The organism is Bradyrhizobium sp. LTSP885, assembly GCF_000938305.1.
Taxonomy (GTDB): Bacteria; Pseudomonadota; Alphaproteobacteria; order Rhizobiales; family Xanthobacteraceae; genus Bradyrhizobium.
Map to the genome: position 1 here is coordinate 243,316 of NZ_JYMT01000036.1, position 20,527 is coordinate 263,842.

Annotated in this window: 15 protein-coding genes and 1 tRNA gene; 8 read left to right on the plus strand and 8 right to left on the minus strand. The window is 63.9% G+C overall.

The features are described 5' to 3' along the window. Positions 1–17: 17 nt before the first annotated feature. On the minus strand, positions 18–1,241 hold the full coding sequence (locus UP09_RS36415; protein WP_197082724.1) for a YXWGXW repeat-containing protein: 1,224 nt from the start codon (positions 1,239–1,241) through the stop codon (positions 18–20). Between the two features lie 358 nt (positions 1,242–1,599). Here UP09_RS36415 and clpB point away from each other — a divergent pair, with 358 nt between their 5' ends. From clpB to UP09_RS23725, 3 genes are all read left to right on the plus strand, one after another. Continuing rightward, on the plus strand, positions 1,600–4,212 hold the full coding sequence (clpB, locus tag UP09_RS23715) for an ATP-dependent chaperone ClpB (protein ID WP_044540696.1): 2,613 nt from the start codon (positions 1,600–1,602) through the stop codon (positions 4,210–4,212). A gap of 205 nt (positions 4,213–4,417) precedes the next feature. After that, complete coding sequence (locus UP09_RS23720; protein ID WP_044540697.1) at positions 4,418–5,482, plus strand: Dyp-type peroxidase; 1,065 nt, start codon at positions 4,418–4,420, stop codon at positions 5,480–5,482. After that, complete coding sequence (locus tag UP09_RS23725) at positions 5,475–6,293, plus strand: family 1 encapsulin nanocompartment shell protein (RefSeq protein WP_044540699.1); 819 nt, start codon at positions 5,475–5,477, stop codon at positions 6,291–6,293. The genes UP09_RS23720 and UP09_RS23725 overlap by 8 nt, the downstream gene beginning before the upstream one ends. A 109-nt stretch (positions 6,294–6,402) precedes the next feature. On the opposite strand, the gene UP09_RS23730 is transcribed toward UP09_RS23725, so the two are convergent. Beyond that, a complete protein-coding gene (locus tag UP09_RS23730) occupies positions 6,403–7,623 on the minus strand; it encodes an MFS transporter (protein ID WP_156164748.1) in 1,221 nt (406 codons plus the stop codon). Between the two features lie 421 nt (positions 7,624–8,044). Between UP09_RS23730 and UP09_RS23735 the strand changes: the two genes are divergently transcribed. Then, positions 8,045–8,845 (plus strand): tetratricopeptide repeat protein, encoded by an 801-nt coding sequence (locus UP09_RS23735; protein ID WP_283806015.1) that lies wholly within the window; start codon positions 8,045–8,047, stop codon positions 8,843–8,845. Positions 8,846–8,986: 141 nt separating this feature from the next. Here the strand turns inward: UP09_RS23735 and UP09_RS23740 are convergent, their stop codons facing one another. Both UP09_RS23740 and UP09_RS23745 read right to left on the minus strand, forming a co-directional pair. Continuing rightward, positions 8,987–9,679: a hypothetical protein gene (locus UP09_RS23740; protein ID WP_044540702.1), complete on the minus strand. Its 693-nt coding sequence runs from the start codon at positions 9,677–9,679 to the stop codon at positions 8,987–8,989. 291 nt (positions 9,680–9,970) lie between these two features. Then, on the minus strand, positions 9,971–11,527 hold the full coding sequence (locus UP09_RS23745) for a porin (protein ID WP_044540703.1): 1,557 nt from the start codon (positions 11,525–11,527) through the stop codon (positions 9,971–9,973). 1,194 nt (positions 11,528–12,721) lie between these two features. Here UP09_RS23745 and UP09_RS23750 point away from each other — a divergent pair. Next, positions 12,722–13,906 (plus strand): IS481 family transposase, encoded by a 1,185-nt coding sequence (locus tag UP09_RS23750; protein ID WP_044540739.1) that lies wholly within the window; start codon positions 12,722–12,724, stop codon positions 13,904–13,906. A 44-nt stretch (positions 13,907–13,950) separates the two neighbouring features. Here the strand turns inward: UP09_RS23750 and UP09_RS23755 are convergent. From UP09_RS23755 to mnmA, 4 genes are all read right to left on the minus strand, one after another. Further along, positions 13,951–14,027, minus strand: a tRNA-Met gene (locus UP09_RS23755). A gap of 116 nt (positions 14,028–14,143) precedes the next feature. Further along, positions 14,144–14,509, minus strand: a complete 366-nt coding sequence (locus tag UP09_RS23760; protein ID WP_044540704.1) for a hypothetical protein — start codon at positions 14,507–14,509, stop codon at positions 14,144–14,146. A gap of 53 nt (positions 14,510–14,562) precedes the next feature. Beyond that, the gene (locus tag UP09_RS23765) at positions 14,563–15,201 is read right to left on the minus strand and encodes a class I SAM-dependent methyltransferase (RefSeq protein WP_044540705.1); all 639 of its coding nucleotides are present in this window, start codon (positions 15,199–15,201) and stop codon (positions 14,563–14,565) included. Between the two features lie 17 nt (positions 15,202–15,218). Further along, positions 15,219–16,415 carry a tRNA 2-thiouridine(34) synthase MnmA gene (gene mnmA, locus UP09_RS23770; protein WP_044540706.1) on the minus strand — a complete coding sequence of 399 codons (1,197 nt, stop codon included), beginning with the start codon at positions 16,413–16,415 and terminating at the stop codon, positions 15,219–15,221. Between the two features lie 352 nt (positions 16,416–16,767). Here mnmA and UP09_RS23775 point away from each other — a divergent pair, with 352 nt between their 5' ends. The 3 genes from UP09_RS23775 (at position 16,768) to UP09_RS23785 (ending at position 20,388) form a co-directional block, all read left to right on the plus strand. Further along, the gene (locus UP09_RS23775) at positions 16,768–18,330 is read left to right on the plus strand and encodes a flagellar hook-length control protein FliK (RefSeq protein ID WP_156164745.1); all 1,563 of its coding nucleotides are present in this window, start codon (positions 16,768–16,770) and stop codon (positions 18,328–18,330) included. A gap of 10 nt (positions 18,331–18,340) precedes the next feature. Beyond that, entirely contained in the window at positions 18,341–19,045 is a 705-nt protein-coding gene (locus UP09_RS23780) for a flagellar hook assembly protein FlgD (protein WP_044540708.1), read from the plus strand. Between the two features lie 239 nt (positions 19,046–19,284). Further along, the gene (locus UP09_RS23785) at positions 19,285–20,388 is read left to right on the plus strand and encodes an IS4 family transposase (RefSeq protein WP_044535962.1); all 1,104 of its coding nucleotides are present in this window, start codon (positions 19,285–19,287) and stop codon (positions 20,386–20,388) included. Positions 20,389–20,527 lie beyond the last annotated feature (139 nt).

The following is a 20,527-nucleotide window of genomic DNA, read 5'->3' on the forward strand; positions in this document are numbered from 1 at the left end:
GGAGCGCGGATATCACGCTAGCGTTGCTCGGGCCGCTTCTCTTCAGCCGGATGACCAGCCGGCGGACGCGGAGGAGCCGCCTGAACTTTCGGCGCCGGCGCAGCGGGCCGCACTTCGGGCCGGGCGATCTGCTCCGGCCGCGCTTCGGGCCGTGCCGCGGGCTCGGGTCGCGCTTCGGGCCTGGCCGCAGGCTCAGGCCGCGCCGTCAGCTCCTCCCTACGCACCTCTGCAGGCCTCTTCTCTTCCACCGCCGGCCTGTTCTCCTGGACGGCTGGCCGCGCCGGCTCGGCTGCCGGCCTCGGCTCAATCCTCGTCTCGGGAGCAGGCGCCGCACGCTTCTCCTCGATGGCGGGTCTGTTCGGTTGAGCAGGCGCAGGAAGCTCCTTCCCCGGGACCGGGAGTGCGTGGGACTGCTCCGCAGGTGCGGGCCCCGACCGCTTCAGCTCCTCGACCGGCCTTGCGCCATTCGCAGGCAAGACCTCGACGGCCGGCCGCGCGCGGACCACGCCCGGCCCCTTCAGCTCGCCGGGACGCGCGGTTGCGCCAATCGCCGGCACGCCGTTGTTGGTTCGCTTGAACAGGCTCGGATCCTGGCTTGCCGCCTCGACCTGCTTGCGCTGCAATGGCGTGGGAGCGAAGTGCTGCTCCTTGGCAATCGCCCGATCACCAGCAGTCGGCCGCAGTTCGATGCCACCCTTGCCGCCGTTATAGCTGATGTTGTTGACCGTCTGATTGATGGTGACGTTCTTCTCGTAGACGTTGGTGATCCGCGCGCCCTGCAAATTGTTCACGGTGCGATTGTAGAAGAAGTTGCCGTGGTCCCAGCGCCCGCCCTCGTAGCCCGCGCCGCCATAGCCGAAGCCGTAATTGATGCCGCCATAGAAGCCGACTCGTTCACCCCAATAGCCGGGATGGAAAAGATAGCCGCCGCCAAACCCGCCCCAGTAGCCTGGGGTCCACAACAGTCCGGCCCGCGGCGGCTGAACCCAGGTGCCCGGCACCCAATAATAGTCGCCCTGATCCTCGTCCCACGACCAATTACCCGGCGACCAGAGATAGCCGGGTCCAGGCAGCGGCGGCTGATCATAGGTCGGCAGCGGCGGCGGCGCGGTCTCGACGGCGTTGACGGGCGCGCAAGCCGCGTCCTGCGCGACCGCGGGCACTGATATCGCGCAGGCCGCGCTGATCAACGCCGCTGCCATCGTTGCACGCGACACCGGTGAAGGGAGACGAATTGTCATTTGTAGGGAGCCTCTTCTCTTGGGAAGGGTTGAACGGCAAATCGGAACAAAAGTTCCCGGGCGCGCCAGCGAACAACCGGCGCGCGTCACCGCTACCTCCTTGACCTTACACCAGACTGAATTCGCCCGGCCTGCGACGCCGGTCTCACTGCTGCGCGGAGCAGCCCTGCCGAAGCCACAATCTGGTTCCGCCGCATCGATTTTCATATCGGCGTCTTGTTGGCGATATTGTTGAGTTCGGTATTATCGATAGTCTGACCGTCACATGATGTTTGTCATCGTTCTGCCATCTGTCGCCGGCGTGAACGCCGTGGCATGCAAGATCCTCGACGAACATGTGTTGCCTTGAGGTGCCACGATGAACGTAGAAAAATACACCGATCGCCTGCGGGGCTTCATCCAGTCGGCTCAATCGCTCGCAATGCGGGAGGGGCATCAGCAATTCTCGCCGCTTCACATCCTGAAAGTTCTGCTCGACGACGGCGAAGGTCTTGCCGGCGGCCTGATCGATCGCTCCGGCGGCAATTCGCGCGCGATCCTGAAGGCGACCGAGGATGCGCTGGCGAAGCTGCCGAAGGTCAGCGGCGCCGGCTCGGGACAGATCTATCTTGCGCCTGAGACCGCGCGTGCCTTCACCGCGGCGGAGCAGGCGGCGGACAAGGCCGGCGACAGCTTCGTCAGCGTCGAACGCCTGCTGCAGGCGCTCGCAGCCGACAAGGACAGCGAGGCCGGCAAGCTGCTCGCCAAGGGCGGCGTCAACGCGCAGAACCTGAACGCGGCCATCAACGCGCTGCGCAAGGGCCGCACGGCCGACAGCGCATCGGCCGAGAATGCCTATGACGCGCTCAAGAAATACTCCCGCGATCTCACGCAAGCCGCACGCGACGGCAAGCTCGATCCCGTGATCGGTCGCGACGAGGAAATCCGGCGCACCATCCAGGTGCTGTCGCGCCGGACCAAGAACAACCCCGTGCTGATCGGTGAGCCCGGCGTCGGCAAGACCGCGATCGTCGAAGGGCTTGCGCTGCGTATCATCAATGGCGACGTGCCGGAAAGCCTGCAGGACAAGGCGCTGCTCGCGCTCGACCTCGGCGCGCTGATTGCCGGCGCAAAGTATCGCGGCGAGTTTGAGGAACGGCTCAAGGCGGTGCTGCAGGAGGTGACATCAGCCGAAGGCGGCATCATCCTGTTCATCGACGAGATGCACACGCTGATCGGCGCCGGCAAGGCCGATGGCGCCATGGACGCGTCTAATCTCCTGAAGCCGGCGCTCGCCCGCGGCGAACTGCACTGCATCGGCGCGACCACGCTCGACGAGTACCGCAAGCATGTCGAAAAGGATGCCGCGCTGGCGCGGCGCTTCCAGCCGGTGTTCGTGTCGGAACCGACGGTCGAGGATACGATCTCGATCCTGCGCGGCCTCAAGGACAAATACGAGCAGCATCACGGCGTCCGCATCGCAGACTCGGCGCTGGTCGCGGCCGCCACGCTGTCGAACCGCTACATCACCGACCGCTTCCTGCCCGACAAGGCGATCGACCTGATGGACGAGGCGGCGGCGCGGCTGAAGATGCAGGTCGACTCCAAGCCGGAAGAACTCGACTCGCTCGACCGCGAGATCATCCGGCTCAAGATCGAGCAGGAAGCGCTCAAGAAGGAGACCGATCGCGGCTCCAGGAGCCGGCTCGAGACCCTCGAAAAGGACCTTGTCGACCTCGAAAAGAAGTCCGCGGACATGACGTCGAAATGGCGGGCTGAAAAGGGCAAGCTCTCCGATGCGCAGAAGATGAAGGGCGAACTCGAGCAGCTGCGCACTGAGCTTGCCAATGCACAACGCAAGGGAGAATTCCAGAAGGCAGGCGAGCTCGCCTATGGCCGCATTCCCGAGCTCGAGAAGAAGCTTGCCGCGGTCGAAGCCAGCGCGACCTCCTCGACCGGCGAAACCGTGACCGCCGACAACATCGCACAAGTGGTGTCGCGCTGGACCGGTGTGCCGGTCGACAGGATGCTCGAGGGCGAGAAGGACAAGCTCCTGAAAATGGAGGAGATGCTCGGCAAGCGCGTCGTCGGCCAGGCGCCGGCCGTCCGCGCAGTGTCGACCGCGGTGCGCCGTGCACGCGCCGGCCTGCAGGACCCCAACAGGCCGATCGGCTCCTTCATGTTCCTGGGGCCGACCGGCGTCGGCAAGACCGAATTGGCAAAAGCGCTGGCCGAATATCTGTTCGACGACGAGACCGCGATGATCCGCATGGATATGTCCGAATACATGGAGAAGCATTCGGTGGCGCGGCTGATCGGCGCGCCTCCCGGCTATGTCGGCTACGACGAGGGCGGTTCGCTGACCGAGGCGGTGCGCCGGCGGCCCTATCAGGTCGTGCTGTTCGACGAGATCGAGAAGGCGCACCCGGACGTCTTCAACGTCCTGCTGCAGGTGCTCGACGACGGACGCCTGACCGACGGCCAGGGCCGCACCGTCGACTTCCGCAATACGCTGATCATCATGACCTCCAACATCGGCGCGGAATATCTTGTCAGCCAGCCGGAAGGCCAGAACACCAGCGCGGTGCGCGATCCGGTGATGAACATGGTGCGCGCCCACTTCCGTCCTGAGTTCCTCAACCGCGTCGACGAGATCATCCTGTTCCACCGGCTGCAGAAGAACGAGATGGGCCGGATCGTCGAGATCCAGTTCACGCGCTTGCAGAAACTGCTGGAGGATCGCAAGATCGAACTGTCGCTCGACGCGAAGGCGCGGGATTGGTTGGCCGACAAGGGCTGGGATCCCGCCTATGGCGCCCGTCCGTTGAAGCGGGTGATCCAACGCAGCGTTCAGGATCCGCTCGCCGAAATGATCCTCGCCGGCGACGTGCGCGACGGCTCGCAAGTGAAGATCTCCGCGACCAAGGCCGGCCTCACCTTCAACGGCAAGAGGCCGGAGGCCGCCTCAGCAGACGAATTCGAATCGGTGTGAGGCCGGACAGCATCGCCCGACGCCGCTGTCACGGTGATTCTCGAGGAGGTCCGGAAAGCCGGTCGATCCTTCCGCGGATGCTTAGCAATTCGCGCTCTTGTCAAGATAACGGTTGCATGCTCCTCTCCCTGTCACTTGGTCATCCACTGGGCGTTCTGCCTTGCTCTCTGCAGCCGTGGAATCGTAGTTCAGTAAGGAGAGATGCGTGCCATCAGCCGTTCCGCAACCGGTCGCTGCGAAGCTGACGCGCGCTGCCATTTTCCTTGCCGTCACGATCAAGCCCGATCCGGACTATGATGCGGTGGTGCGGTCGCTGTGCAGCGATCTGGCCGGGCTGGTACGTGCCGTGGGTTTTCGCGATCTCGAGGGCCGGCTGTCCTGCGTGATGGGGATCGGCTCCGACGCATGGGACCGGCTGTTTGGCGCGCCGAGGCCGAAGGATCTGCACCCGTTCCGCGAAATCCATGGCGTTCATCACGCCGTCGCAACGCCGGGCGATCTGCTGTTTCATATCCGCGCCGTGCCGATGGATCTGTGCTTTGAGCTCGCGACACAAATCATGACGCGGCTCGGCGATGCGGTCGCCTCGTCGGATGAGGTGCACGGCTTCAAATATTTCGACGAGCGCGACCTGCTCGGCTTTGTCGACGGGACGGAGAATCCGGAGGACCAGGCGGCCAGCGATGCCACCATCATCGGCGACGAGGATGCGGCCTTTGCCGGCGGCAGCTATGTGATCGTACAAAAATACCTCCACGACATGAAGAAGTGGAACGAGCTGCCCGTGGAGATGCAGGAGAAGATCATCGGCCGGACTAAGCTGTCCGACATCGAGCTGGACGATGCGGTGAAGCCGAGCTACGCGCACAACGCCCTGACCACCATCGTTGAGAACGGCGAAGAACTCGATATCGTGCGCGACAACATGCCATTCGGCAACATCAGCAAGGGTGAGTTCGGCACCTACTTCATCGGCTATGCCAAGTCCCCGCACCGCATCGAGCAGATGCTGGAGAACATGTTCGTCGGCCGCCCTCCGGGTAACTACGACCGCCTGCTCGACTTCAGCCACGCGGTGACTGGCACATTATTCTTCATACCGTCGGCGACGTTCCTGGAGGATGCCGCGAGCGAAGCACCCGCGCCATCGCCCGCAGCGCCATCCCTGGATGACGAAGATCAGACCGACGCTGTGCCCACACCAAAAATGCCGCCGTCCGATGGCTCGCTCGGTATCGGCTCGCTCAAAGGAGACGCTGGACATGAATAACCTTCATCGGGGATTAGCCCCCATCTCGGACGCGGCGTGGGCCCAGATCGAAGAGGAAGCCTCCCGCACGCTGAAGCGCCATCTGGCGGCGCGCCGTGTGGTCGATGTCGACGGCCCGAAAGGCACGGATTTCTCCGCGGTCGGCACCGGGCATCAGCAGAAAATTCAGACACCGGGCGACGGTGTCGAAGCCGCACAACGCGACGTCAAGGCGCTCGTCGAACTGCGCGTTCCGTTCGAGCTCACGCGCCAGGCGATCGACGACGTGGAGCGCGGCTCCAACGATTCCGACTGGGACCCGCTGAAGGATGCCGCGCGCAAGATCGCCTTTGCCGAAGATCGCGCCGTCTTCGATGGATACGCCGCCGCAGGAATTCAGGGCATTCGTCAGGGCAGCAGCAACCCGGTGCTGACGCTCCCCACAAACGTGAAAGGCTATCCCGGTGTGGTCGCGCAGGCGGTGAGCCAGTTGCGGCTGGCGGGTGTCAACGGCCCCTATGCGCTGTTGCTCGGCACCGATCCGTATACCGCGATCGGCGGCGCCACCGACGACGGCTATCCGGTGCTGCAGCATATCCAGCGTCTGGTCGATGGAAAGATCATCTGGGCGCCCGCCATAGCAGGCGGCGTCGTGCTCTCCACCCGCGGCGGCGACTTTCAGCTCAGCATCGGTCAGGACCTGTCGATCGGCTATCTCAGCCATTCGGCGAAGTCGGTCCAGCTCTATTTCCAGGAAACCATCACCTTCCTGATGCTGACAAGCGAGGCCTCCGTGGTGCTTGCCGCGCCGGAGGCGAAGAAGCCGGCCTGACGGCAAACGACATCGGGTCGCCCGGCCAGCTTGTGCCGTCAAACGCGAATGGAGAGGAGACGTTCGGGCACGCCTTTCGCGACATGGATTGAACGCGGGCTTCTGCGCGTCACGTCTCGCCGATCTTGACCGGTGCGGTCTCGGGCATCAGGCACATGGCGACCAGCCCGACCGTCGCCGCAATCAGAAGGTACCACGACGGTGCCAGCGGATCGCCCGTCACGTGAAGCAACCACGTGACCACCAGCTGCGCGGTGCCGCCAAAGGTCGCGATCGCAACCGCGTAGATCGTGGCGAACACGCCGCCGCGAGTGTTCTGCGGCAGGGCTTCGGTGAAAGCCGCATAGAAGGCGGTGAACGGCAAGGATCCGATGAACGACAGGATGCCGAAGCCGAACAGCAGCGACCACGCGCCGGGCGCTTGCACGATCCACAGGAAGGCCGGATAGGTCAGGACCAGCACGACCAGTTGGGGCCAGATCATGATCGGCTTGCGTCCGAAGCGGTCAGCGAGCCAGCCACCCAATAGCGCGCCTATGATCTGGAGCCCGTTGCTGACCAGCGACACGGTGAACGCCAGCGACGGCGACACATGCAAGGTGTTCTTGGCATAGGTCGTCATGTACTGGGTGACATAGGTCGAGATCGTACCGCTGGCCAGGATCATCAGCGCGAGCACGATCACGCGGATATGCCGGCGCGCCTGCATGACATGGCTCGAGCTCTCGACGCTTTCGGCCGCGCGCTCATCGTGCGAGATCGTTTCGGGCAGTGTTCGGCGCATCCATAGGCCGAACGGCAGGCAGACGGCGCCGATCAGGAATGCGAGGCGCCATCCATAGGTGTCGAGCATGTCAGATGTCATCGTGCTGCTCAGCATGACGCCGACCAGGGCACCTGCGGTGGCCGCGATCTCCTGGCTGGCGGGCTGCCACGCCACCACCAGGCCGCGACGCTGCGGCGAAGCGATCTCGATGAGATAGGCCGTGGTCGGCCCGACCTCGCCGCCGAGGGCAAATCCCTGCACCATCCTTGCTGCGATCACGATGATCGGGGCCGCCAGGCCGATCGTGTCATAGGATGGCGTGAACGTGATGGTGAGGATCGCAACCCCCATCAGCGCGAAGCTGAGCAACATGGCCGGCCGCCGGCCGACGCGATCGGAATAGATGCCGAGCACGATGCCGCCGATCGGCCGCGTCAAGAATCCGGCGCCGAAGGTCGCAAGCGACAGCATCAGGCTGGCATACGCGCTGTGCGCCGGGAAGAAGGTGCGCCCGATCTCGACCGCGAAGAAGCTGTAGGTGATGAAATCATAGAATTCGAGCATGTTGCCGATGGTGGCGGCAAATGCTGCGCGCTGGACGTTGAACTCGCCTTTGCCCTCGACGCCCGGCAACAATCCCAGCTCCTCACGCACCTGTTTCGACCGGATACTATTACTCCGGCGGCGTCAGACAAGGCATGGGACCACCACGAGATCCATCGCCATTTCGCCAGGGCCTGAAACTGCTGCACGCTGTTTGAGTCAGACTCCAGGGAACGCCCTCACGGTCCCCTCCCAACTGTATCATCGCAGCCGACGGCATACGCGTGCGCTCCGCGGGCCCCTGCTCTTGACGCGACAGGTGTTGGAGGTTTCCTTCACCGTGGTGGTTATCGCCTCGCTGGAGATATGGTAACAAGCTCCCGTGCCAAAGCATCCATATCCTTCTGCCGGCCGCGGGCCGCAGCCTTCCCGTGCCGCCCAGTTGCTCGAACGCGCATCGCTGGCACTGCGGATGGGGCATTTCGCCGAGGCCGAGCAGCTCGCCGGGGAGGTCTTGCGTGCGAGCCGCACCGACGCCGCCGCCGCCGAGATCCTGGCTCGCGCCCTGCTGGCGCAGAACCGCGCCGCGGAGGCGATCGCGCCGCTCGAAAAGGCGGCGCGCCGCGGTAGCGATGCGGGCATCGAAACTCTGCTTGGCGCGGCGCTGGCCGGCGCCGGACGCCACGCGGAAGCGGTCGAACAATTGCGCCAGACCGTTGCGCGGCGCCCGGCCTTTATTCCGGCCTTCAAGGAACTGGCCGGGCAGCTTGGCGCGGCCGGACGCGTCGAGGAGGCCATCGCCGTCCTCGAAAGCGGGCTCGCGTTGGCGCCCGGCAGCCTCGATCTCGAACTGGACCTGGCGTGGATGCACCTGCTCCGCAACGCACGTGGCCCGGCGCGCGTGATCCTTTCACGGGCGAGCCAGGCAGCACCCGGGCGTCCCGACATCCTGGCAGCGCTGGCGCGCATTCTGCTGTTTGACGGCGACTATGCCGCCGCCGCCGACGCCTTCCGTCAGCTGCTGAGGCTGCATCCCGACGATGCGATGACGCGCGCCGATCTCGCCACATGCCTTCTGGAAATGGGGGAGCGTGACGCCGGCGAAGCCGAGCTGCGTAAGGCGTTGAGCAGCGGGCCGCAGATGCTCGGTCGAACCACCATCGCGCTCGCAAATTCATCGCATGGCCGGTTCTTCTTCCGGCCGAGCGCGGTTGCGAAATTCCTGCAGCGCGACAAGGCCTGAGCCAGAGCGTTGTCGAGCGAAGTGGATACCGGTTCGCGTGAAGAAAACGCGTCAATGCAAGAGTCTGGAGTTTCGTTCCAATTCCGTCGGAACGGAAACGGCTCAATGCTCCCGTCACCTCTGCCTGCGGGCGAGGGTGGCCTAAGCCCGGAATTGCCGCCGGTAGACTCCGGCTTCGCGGCTGATCGTCTTGGTCAGTTCGTGCACCCGTTGCGTCTCCTCCGCGCTGTACGGCGCGGTCTCTACGATCCAGTCTTCCCGCTTCACCGGCACGCATTGCGCAACCGGCGTGCCCTTCGGCAGCGTGCCACTGAAATTCACATCGTGCCAATGCGCCGGGAAATGAATCCAGGTGTCGCGATAAGTGTCGCAATCGACCAGGCCGGTCAGCGTCGTGAACGGCAGATCGAAGCGGTTGAGCGGATGCGTGAACAGCAGCGAATACCCCTCCGGCGCCTCGATGCTCCACAGATTGTGAAACTTGATCACGAACCGGTCGGGCTCGAATAGCGGCGAGCCCGTGACCTGGCTCGAGTCATGGAATCCGATTGGTGAGCGCGGGAAATCGAGTTCGCCGCCAGGTGGGATATCGTTGTCCCAGGTGATCTCGCCGTTCTCGAACCGGAGATCGCACATGAGCGGAATCAGGAAGCCGCTGGTCATGGCGTCGACGAAGGGAGGACAGCGCTTGACCGTATTGTCGTCACGCATGTTGAGCGCGCTGAAGGCCTGGGTCGGCATCGCCTTGAGCCAGCCGGGAAGGCCTAACGAGGCCGGTATCGGCGGCGGCAGCTTGCCCTCGAGTTCGGCCGGGCAGCGGAATTTGAGCTTCATCGGTTTGTTGGGGTCGGGCACGGTTCTCGCTTTTGGTTGGCGCGCTGGTCCGCCGCAGCTTCGCGCCTGATCTAGCATGTTCCGCAGCAGCCGCGAAAGCGATTGCCGCGCCCGATGGGCCACCGGAAACGTGGGCTTGCATCGCGCGGATGATCCTTACGGAAGTAGACGAGAGAAATCCTTGGCTGACAAATGCTGAGATTGGATCGGGAATTCCAATTATAGACAAAAAAAGACCCCCGGCGATTTCTCGCCGGGGGCTTTGTTAGATCGTGATCAGATCAACCGGTGTTACCAGTTGCGCTGAGCGCGGAGCAGCAGGCTGACGCCGTCCTGATCCTTCAGCTGGTAGGTAGCAAGCGGCTTGCCGACCGAGCCGAAGGCCGCGGTGGTGATCGTGCCAGCGTACTTCTGGTCCAGGCGCTGGTAGATCAAGTCTGCCGTGAAGGTCAGGTTCTTGACCGGGGTCCACTGGGTCTGCGTACCGATCTGCGCGATGGCGTAGTCGGGGTTGCAGGAGGTCAGGCCGGCGGCACCGAAGGTAATGCCGAACGTACCACCCACGCCAGTACCGCCCGGGCCGCAGATGTAACCCTTGGACGTGCTGTTATACATGACCTGGGCGTAGGCACCGTAGATGCTGGTGTTCCAGTAGGGGTTCCAGTTGTGGACATACGCACCGCGCATACCCCATGTCGAGACCAGCTGCTGCGAGCCACCGGTCACGAACACGCTATCCGGAGCGCTGCCGATGCCAACGCTCTGGTAGGCGCCCGCCAAGTTGGTACCGCCGAACATCTGGGTTGCAGCAGCTTGCGACAGGTCGTTGAGGTTGTATCGGGTTGCACCGTTGGTGTAGACGCCCTGGACGTTGATGGTGTCGCCAGGTCCGGTCGGGATGTTCTTGATCGACAAGGCCAGCGCACCGGCCCAGCCCCACTTGTCATCCGGATGACCGGTCAACTCGGTGGCGCCATAGTAGGCCGCGTGGTTGTCATGCGCCACGAACGACGCCTGGAACAGACCCCAGGCCTGGTCGACGCGGAGCATGGCGATCAGGTCCGGAGCCATCGAGCCGGCATAGTCGCCCGTGCCGTAGGGGCCGAGACCGCCGACACCGAGAGCGCCGAGGTTCTGCAGGCCACCCTGGCTGTACTGGGTCTGATCCTGGGCCGACACAGTCAGCGACACGCCGTTGCCGAACTGCGCGGTGTAGCTGAACTGGTTCACGCCAGTCACGAAGCCCGAGCCGCCGACGAGACCGTCGAAGTTGTTGCCCGGGTAGTTGACCCAAGGAGCCGAGAACTGCGAGACCGCCTTACCGATGGTGAAACCGGCGAACTGGATGAAGGCCAGGTAGACGCCGAGCGAACCGCCGGCGATGTTACCGCCGCTCGCGTTGCCCGGCGCAGAGGAGGTGCCGAGCGGTGCGTAAATGGTGCCGCCCGCGGTAGCGCCCGGGCCGTAGCTGTCGTTCGTCCAGCTGAAGGTCGCATCGAAGTAGGTGCGGACCACGCCGTATTCGGTCGCCGTGCGCGTATCGATGTCGAAGTCTTCACGAGAACGCCAGGTGTAGCCGTTGGTGAAACGGTTCTGGGCGCCGCCGGCGCCAGCGAACGGACCAGAGTAGTCCGAGTTGGTGTTCGCCAGAACGTCGGCACGCAGGTAGCCGCTCAGCTTGATGCAGGTGTCGGTGCCCGGGATGTAGTAGAAGCCGGGACCATACAGGGAGCAAACCTTCACGTACTCGACCGCTTTGGCCTTGACGGGAAGATCGGCCGCCTGAGCTCCGCCGACCGCGACGAGAGCCGCCGCCGAGCCGAGGATAAGGCTCTTAACCATCTTCATGTTAAACCTCCAAGTTGCGTTATCTCAGGGAAGGTTCCGGATCCGCTGGGTGAAACACCCTAAGGTTGGTTCCCTTTGTCCCTTAAACCCGCTTAGCCGCTTCGCGCCTTCGGACACACCCGCATGAACGCGAGGGACTTAAGCGAACCACCTAACGGGACGACCTTGGGATGCCCCCCTCCGTCGCAGTTCCATAAGAGACAGAAGGCCCCCGATCACGCAACAAAAGACAGCTTGGTTTTGGGCCAGTTGCGGCTCTTTTCGGGCAGATGTTGCACAAATATCACGGGCGCGTGAGGTCAAACCACCCAGCAACATATTGATATTGCTAAATAATAATTCCGTTACCGTCGGCCGGTTCAAAATTGGGCAGCATTGGGCGGAACGGTGGGTAAAGCTGGGCTATCCAACCGCGGGCCGGGAATCGATAGCCGAAAACCCACTTCGGCGACTCAGCTTCAGCAATAAAAACCGACCGTATTTCAACGGCATGAGAGATTTCTACGCCTCCGACTCGCGTATCCGATGCGGTACGGTCGGGCGAGCGGATCGCCGGGCTCTGCGACGGAATTGCCACATCTTCACTGGCAGGCCTGTGGGTAACACGATCCGCCGCGCGTTGACCTTGTGCAGCTGTCCGCGACGTTGACCGCCATCGCACGCGGTTACCGCGGCCCGTAGCTGGACACCAATTACGGACAAACGATTTTCGATCTCACCGAACGTCGACGCATCGATAACGTCTCGACGATCGCGCCAACAGCGGCGCCGCGGGTCGGTTCGTCGAGACGTTATCGATGCGGCGCAGAGTGCAAGCAGAAGCCTGACCCGCGCGGGATATGGCTGCCGGAGATGTGGCGAGCGGCCTGCTACATCAGGCGACAAATCGCAGCTCTTGCGATTGACTCGTTTGTGCGAACGAAGCGTTCGAGTTGATGAAGCCAACCACTCGTCGCGAGGTCCGCACACGTGCATCCCACCATCGACACGATCGATGCAAATGTCCGGCGCGATACTCCGTCGGTCGCCATGATTGCGTGCGTGCGAGTTGGACAGAGCGCGACCGGCATCGGGCAGTGGCTAAGGTTTATTTGATGAACTCAGACCCTTGCGTGAGCGGCCCGAGACATAGGTGACATTCCGTACCGGACACATGGGTTACACTTTTCGCTTTTTTCGAGGCGGGAGGTGTGGATGCCGTGGAAAGCGAGTTCGGTCATGGAAGAGCGCCTGCGCTTTGTCGCCCGCCTGCTGGAGGGGGAGGCGATGACGGACGTCTGCCGGGAATTCGGGGTATCCCGCAAGACCGGCTACAAGATTTTCGACCGTTACAAGGAGCACGGGCTTGAGGCCCTGAGCGATCGCTCGAGGCGGCCGGTGCGCTATGCCAACCAGTTGCCGGAGCAGATCGAGGGCCTGATTGTCCGGCTGAAGGCCGAGAAGCCGCACTGGGGTGCACGCAAGATCCGGGAATTGCTGGTCAGACGGCTGGACGGCGATATCCGGGTTCCTGCCAAAAGCACCATCCACGCGGTGCTCGACCGCCACGGCATGGTCAGACGCGGCGGCGGGCCGCGCCACCGCGCGCGCGGCACGCCGCTCTCGGAAGGCGCTGCCCCTAATGACCTCTGGTGCGCCGACTTCAAGGGCGAGTTCAAGCTTGGCAATGGGCGGTACTGTTACCCGTTGACCGCGACCGACCATGCCTCGCGCTTCCTGCTGCTGTGTGAAGCCCTGGATTCAACTCGCGAAGAAACGGCTTTGACGGCCTTCGAGCGGCTATTCCGTGAGCGCGGTTTGCCGCTCGCCATCCGCTCCGACAACGGCGTGCCCTTCGCTAGTCCCAACGCCCTGTTCAATCTCTCAAAGCTCTCGGTCTGGTGGCTCAGGCTGGGCATCGCCATCGAGCGCATCAAGCCGGGCCACCCGCAGCAGAACGGTCGGCATGAGCGCATGCACCTCACCCTCAAGAAGGAAGCAACCCGGCCGCCGGGCTTCAACAGCCTGCAGCAGCAGGAGCGCTTCGATGCCTTCGTTCGTGAGTTCAATGCCGAACGGCCGCATGAGGCGCTCGACATGAAGTGCCCGGCAGAACTCTACACCGCCTCAATACGCCCCTATGATGGTCTGCCGGAACTGACCTATCCCTTCCACGACCGCGATGTGCTCGTCACCGCCTGCGGACGGCTCTGCCTGCATCGCAAGCGGATCAACGTCTCTACCGTCCTGGCCGGACAGAAACTCGGCATCAAGGAAGTCGACGACGGCATTTGGCTCGTCAGCTTCATGCACTATGATCTGGGATACTTCGACTTGGAGCAGAAAACCCTGCAACCCCTCGACAACTCGTTCGGCACGAGGTTGTCACCCATGTCTTAGGTACGACCTGTTACCGATGTGTCCGGGCCGGACATGCGCGCTTGTGGTAGCGGGAGAGGGACTCGAACCCCCGACCCCAGGATTATGATTCCCGTGCTCTAACCAGCTGAGCTACCCCGCCACAACGTCGCTATCGGCGGCCTACAGGCCGCGGGCGCGAACGCGCGGCATATAAAGAGTGGGGCGCGCGCCTGTCAAGCAAACCGGACCCGACCTCCAACTTATTGGAGAGAGAGGCTATTTCGGCCGGACCGACGGGTCGCCGCCGGGGCTTCCGGGCGGCGGAATCACCGGGGTGTTGCCGCTATCCGGGGTCGGCGCACGCATCTCGGGATCGACGCCCGCAGGTGGGCACAGCACACCGTCGGATCTGGCGAGTTTGTCACCTAATGGCTCGGCGCGCTGCCCCGTGGTGGTCCCCTCGGGTGCCGCTACGCCGGGATGCGCCGGCTGCTGCATCGGCGCGCAATTGACGGCACGCGATGGCGACGGCGGCGCAGTCTGGGCCGGCGGCGTTGCCGGCTCAGGCGGCGCTTGCGCGGCGGCCACGACGGGCGCGGCTATCAGCGCGCAGGACAAAGCGAGTGTTCGATTGATCCTCATGACAGGAAAACCGCGACGGCGCGCCGATGTTCCTTATCAAAATCGTCGCCACCTCACGATTTGCGGAACCGGATCAGCGAGAAATGGCCCATTGGCGGCATCGGCCGCCGTTCCGCGAGGCTGACACCGCCGTGCCGGGCGGCCCAATCGGTCAACCGCGCCCACGGGAATTCCGGCCGCCAACCAAGCCGCCGTGCCAGCGGCGCAAACGCGAGTTCGAAGATCCGGCGCGGCCCGCTTTCGGCGCCGATGTGATTGACCAGGATCAGCTCGCCGCCGGGCTTCAACACGCGGATGAAATCGTCCAGCGTCGCCTCCGGGTCCGGCACCGCCGTGATGACATATTGCGCGACCACCGCATCGAAGAACGAATCCGGGAACGCGAGGTTCTTGGCATCCATCACCGCCAGCGTCTCGACATTGCTCAAGCCCAGCGCGCGCACGCGCTGCTGCGCCCGCCGCAGCATCGGCTCGGAAATATCGACGCCGCAGAGTTTTGTGGTGCGCGAATAATCCGACAGCGACAGTCCGGTGCCGACACCAACGTCGAGCACGCGTCCGCCGATCCGGTCGGCCTCGGCAATCGTCGACTGGCGGCCCTGATCGAACACCTTACCGAACACCAGATCGTAGATCGGTGCCCAGCGGCCATACGCCTTTTCGACCCCCTCGCGGTCGATGTCCCCAGCCATTCCCTGCCCCGAAACCTCTAGCTACGAACCGCTTCTGCGAGCGGCGTCATCGTGTCTCGCGTCATAGCTCGCGCCGAACGGCTTGCGGTCGCGCTCTTGATGAAGCCGCCGCCGAGCACGCGCGCCTGCCCCGTCGGCGCATCGTAGAACACGCAGGCCTGGCCGGGCGACACGCCCTCCTCGCCGGCGACGAGTTCGACCTCGTAGCCGCCGGCCACCGCGCGCAGCCACGCCGGCTGCGGCGCGCGGGTCGAGCGCACGCGGACATACATCTCGATGCCCTCGCCGATCACGCGATCCAGCGGCCCGTCGCCGATCCAGTTGACGTCGCGCAGCGCGATGCGATCCATGCGCAACGCCTCGCGCGGTCCGACCACGACACGGCGCGTCGCCGCATCGAGCCTGATCACATAGAGCGGTGCGCTGGCCGCGATGCCGAGACCCTTGCGCTGGCCGACCGTGAAATGAACGATGCCCTGGTGCAGGCCGATCACGTTGCCATTGAGATCGACGATGTCGCCGGGCGCGATCGCGTTCGGCTTCAGGCGGCCGATGATGTCGGTGTAGCGGCCGGTCGGCACGAAGCAGATGTCCTGGCTGTCCTGCTTGTCGGCAACCTCGAGATCGAACCGCCGCGCCAGCTCGCGGGTCTGCGGCTTGGTCATGTCGCCGAGCGGGAAGCGCAGGAAGTCGAGCTGCTCGCGCGTGGTCGCGAACAGGAAATAGCTCTGGTCGCGATCGGCATCCGCCGCGCAGACCAGCGTGCGCGATCCGCCCGCAAGGCGACGCGACGCGACGTAGTGGCCGGTGGCGAGCGCCTGCGCGCCGAGCTCGCGCGCAGTCGCGAGCAGGTCGCGAAACTTGACCGAACGGTTGCATTCAATGCACGGCACCGGGGTCTCGCCGAGCGCGTAGCTGTCGGCGAAATTGTCGATCACGGATTCCTTGAAGCGGCTTTCATAGTCGAGCACGTAATGCGGGATGCCGATCCGCTCGGCGACGTTGCGCGCGTCATGGATGTCGCGGCCGGCGCAGCAGGCGCCCTTGCGATGGGTGGCGGCGCCATGATCGTAGAGCTGCAGCGTGATCCCGACCACGTCATAGCCCTGCGACTTCAACAGCGCGGCCGTGACAGAGGAATCGACACCGCCGGACATGGCGACCACGATCCGTGTGTCCTCAGGGCGGCCTTGGAGATCCAGATTGTTGAGCATCTTATGGGGTCATCGATCGTTGTCGCGGCGAGGTTTTAGCGCTCCGCGACGGGATTTGAAAAACGTCTTTATTCAGAGAGCCTAAGAACGCATCCAAGAACACTCGATCCAAGAACACTTGCAAGGCCGGATCGGTCGGTTCGGGACGCATGGGAGACTGCACTCTAATATAGGCCGTATTCCGGGGAGGCAATCAGAGGAAGCGACGGCAAATCTTGCCGCCGGGCAAAAATGAGACCGCCGGGAACCCGTTTCGACCAGCGTCGCATTCTGATAAATAATTGAAATTATTACATATTTTATTCTTGCCACAATTGGCCCAGTCCTTGCTGACTGTAGGACGGAAATCTCATTGCGAGGGTTGGCTGTGGTCAGCGTCACGTCGGAAACATTGGCAACCCTGTCCTTTCAGGCTGCAGCCCAGCGCTCGGCGCGGCAGGACCAAGCGTCGCAGGCGGGGAATGACGGCTTTGCCGCATTGGTCGACAGCAACAATACGGCCAGCACCGACTATTGGCCATCCGCCCCGTCAAACACGCCACCCCCGCCCCCGCGCCCGACCGACGATTCATCGTCGACATCTTCGTCGACAACGACAGGCCCATCATCGCGCGACACCAGCGCTTCGTCCGACGACAGCACGGTTGACGACAGCAGCAGCGGCTCGCGCAAGACCAAGTCGAAATCGAAATCCGACGACTCCAACTCTGCAGACAAAAGCCAATCCACCGACAACACGACGCAGGCGGCCACGCAGACCGACGCCAGGCAGGACGCGTCCAATGCGGCAAACGCGGTCGCCACCGTGATTGCCGCGGCTCCCGCGCCGACCAATACACCGGCTCCGCCTGCCCCATCCGACAAGCCCGCAGCTCCGCTGGCGATCGCGGCGGCGGCCATTGCTGCAAGCTCGGCCATCGCCGGCACCGGCGTTCCCGCCGGGACCGACACCGCAACCGCCGTTACCACCACCGCGAACGCAGCCAACGTCGCCAAGGCGGCCGGCGCGAAAGCCGAACCGCAGGTCGCGACCGACGCGGCGACGGCGCAAGGCGCCGCGACCGTAACCAGCAGCGCGACCGCCGGAATGGCGCTCGCCGCCACGGTCGCGACGGCAAAACCCGCCGGCAAGACGACCGCGCAGCCCGCCGCCCAGCCGACTGCGAAAGCCACCCCGGCCGATCAGGACAGCAGCGCCGGATCGAGCGCCGCCGCCACGCCGACGACCATCGTGCCCGGTGTCACCCAGCCCGACGCCGTCGCCGGCAAGGTGAAGGCCGATAGCGACGTCGCCGATGCCGCCAAGGCCGACGGCAACGGCAATGCGACACCGGCACCGGCGACCAATGGCCATGCCGGCACGACCGCGCAGACCCAGGTCACCACGCCCGACCTCAGCGCGCAGGCCGCGAACGCGATTCCGCTGCAACAGCCGACCACGACACCGATTGCGACGGCGCAATTGACCGCCAGCACCGCCTCGCAAAGCGCCGCGGTGCCGATGAGCAGCCTTGCAGTCGAGATCGCGGCCTCCGCAAAGAGCGGCAAGAGCCGGTTCGAAATCCGGCTGGATCCTGCGGAGCTTGGCCGCATCGACGTCCGCATCGATGTCGATCGCAATGGCCAGGTGACCTCGCATCTCACCGTCGAGCGGCCTGAAACGCTGTCGATGCTGCGCCAGGACGCCAATCAGCTGCAGCGCGCGCTCGACAATGCCGGCCTGTCGACCAGCAATGGCGGATTGCAGTTCAGCCTGCGCGACCAGTCGCAATCGGGCCAGAACAACAACGGCCAGTCCAACCCGAACGGCCACCAACTGATCGTCAGCGACGAAGACGCCACCCCCGCCGCCGCGGCTGGCCGCTCCTACGGGCGCACCGCCAGCGCACTCGGCGGCGTCGATATCAGAGTGTAGGGAGTTCACGATGTCAGTCGATGCAACCATGCCGGCGCCGGTTGTCTCGGCGCCAGGAACCGGCACCGGATCGAGCTCCGGCAGCAGCGCGTCGACGGCGACAACAGGCATCGCGGACAATTTCCAGACCTTCCTGACGCTGCTGACGACGCAGCTGAAGAACCAGAATCCACTCGATCCGCTCGACACCAACCAGTTCACCCAGCAGCTCGTGCAGTTCGCCGGCGTCGAGCAGCAGCTCAAATCGAACGACCAGCTCAAATCGCTGGTCGACATCGAAAAGAGCGCGCAGTCGACGCAGGCGCTGATCTATGTCGGCAACACCGTCGCGGTCGACGGCAGCAAGGCCCAGTTCGACAAATCCGCGACCTGGAACCTGACCGCGGCAAAGGGCACCAACGCCGCGGTCACGATCACCAATTCGACCGGCCAGACCGCCTATTCCGGCAACTTCACCTTGAACCAGGGCAATGCCAGCTTCGTCTGGGACGGCAAGGGCAATGACGGCTCCCAGTGGCCGCCCGGCACCTACACGCTGACCGCCACCGGCAAGGATTCCAGCGGCAACAGCATCTCGATCTCCACCGAGGTGCAAGGCATGGTCGACTCCGTCGACCTGATGGCCTCGCCCCCGTTGCTGTCGATCGGCGGTCAATCCTACACCGCCGACAAGGTCAAGCGCGTGGTGCGGACGACGACCACGAGTTCGAGCTGACGGCATATCGTTCCGACGCTTTGCGCGCGCGATGTGAGCGGTTAGCGAAGGTGCTACTGCACACACCGCCGTCGTCCCGGCGAAGGCCGGGACCCATACTCCGCAGCGGGTGTTGTGAATGGGACTCGTCGTTCCGGCGTGGCACAACAATTGGTATCGGTGGTTATGGGTCCCGGCCTGCGCCCATAGGCGCTAAAATAGGATTTGCGCGTTGGATTTACGTGTGATTCCAAGAAGAGATGAGAAACGAATCGCTTGTGAACGAAGACTGGGCGCGTGTTGTTTCGCGGCTGGGCGGAGCTGAGGCTCTGGAGGCTGGCGCGCGGGAGACGAAGGCGTTTGTTCGCCCGCGCGAGATCAGCAATGCAGTCGATCTGCTGCGGCTGATCCTTGCGTATTGCCTGGGCACGAGAGGTCTGCGGTTGACGGCGGCATGGGCGACTTCGGTGGGCCTTGTCGATATCTCCAACGTGGCTCTGTTATACCGGCTGCGTCAGTCCGGGGATTGGCTTGCACAGCTGATAGGCCGGGCACTTGCGAGCGGTGCGCCGAAGGCAAGCCGCGGTCGACTGATCCGCATCGTTGACGCCACGACGGTCCCAAAAGCTGGAACCGGCGGCAGGCAGAAGAATGCGGTGTGGCGCATCCACAGTGCGTTCGATCTTCCGCAAGAACGTTTTGGTCACTTCGAGCTGACCGACGAACGCGCGGGCGAGACGCTGGACCGGATCCCGCTGATTGCCGGCGAGATCCGTCTTGCCGACCGCGCCTATCTGCAGCCGGAGCGCATGGCGTATCTGGTCGAGGCCGGTGCGGACTTCGTGATCCGCTCGGGCTGGAAGAGCGCTTGTTGGCTGGATCGCAAAGGCAATCTGATCGATCTCGTCGCCGAACTGCGCAAGGCCGCGGCACGCGGCATCATCGACCGGCCGATCTGGGTAAAACGCAAGTCTGGTGGAGCACCGCTTGCTGTGCGTTTGGTTGCCGTCAAGAAACCTGCAGATGCGGCTCAGGCTGCACGGCGCAAGGCACGCAGGACGGCTCAGAAGGGAGGCCATCGTCTCTCCAGGCAAACGCTTGATGCTGCGGATTGGGTGATCCTGGTGACCTCGCTCAAGCCCGAGGACTTCACAACCGCTGATCTGCTTGCCCTTTACCGGCTGCGATGGCGGATCGAACTCGGCTTCAAGCGGCTGAAGAGCCTGATTGGCTTGAAAGGACCTCCAGGAACTGACGAGCGGTCTGCCAGACCCCATATCCTCGCTCACCTGCTGATCATTCTTCTGCTCGAGCCGCTTGTCGACGAACTCGAGGACTCTCCCCGCTTGGCCGAAGCCGCCTAACCAGACCTGCAGCATGGCGCCTGCTCCGTCAGCTCATCGCCTCCCTGCTCCAAGCCATCATTCCCCAGCCCACAATCGCGCGTCTGCGCAGAGCCAGCCTCGCTCTCCAACGACATCTGCGCGAGCCTCCCAGACGTAA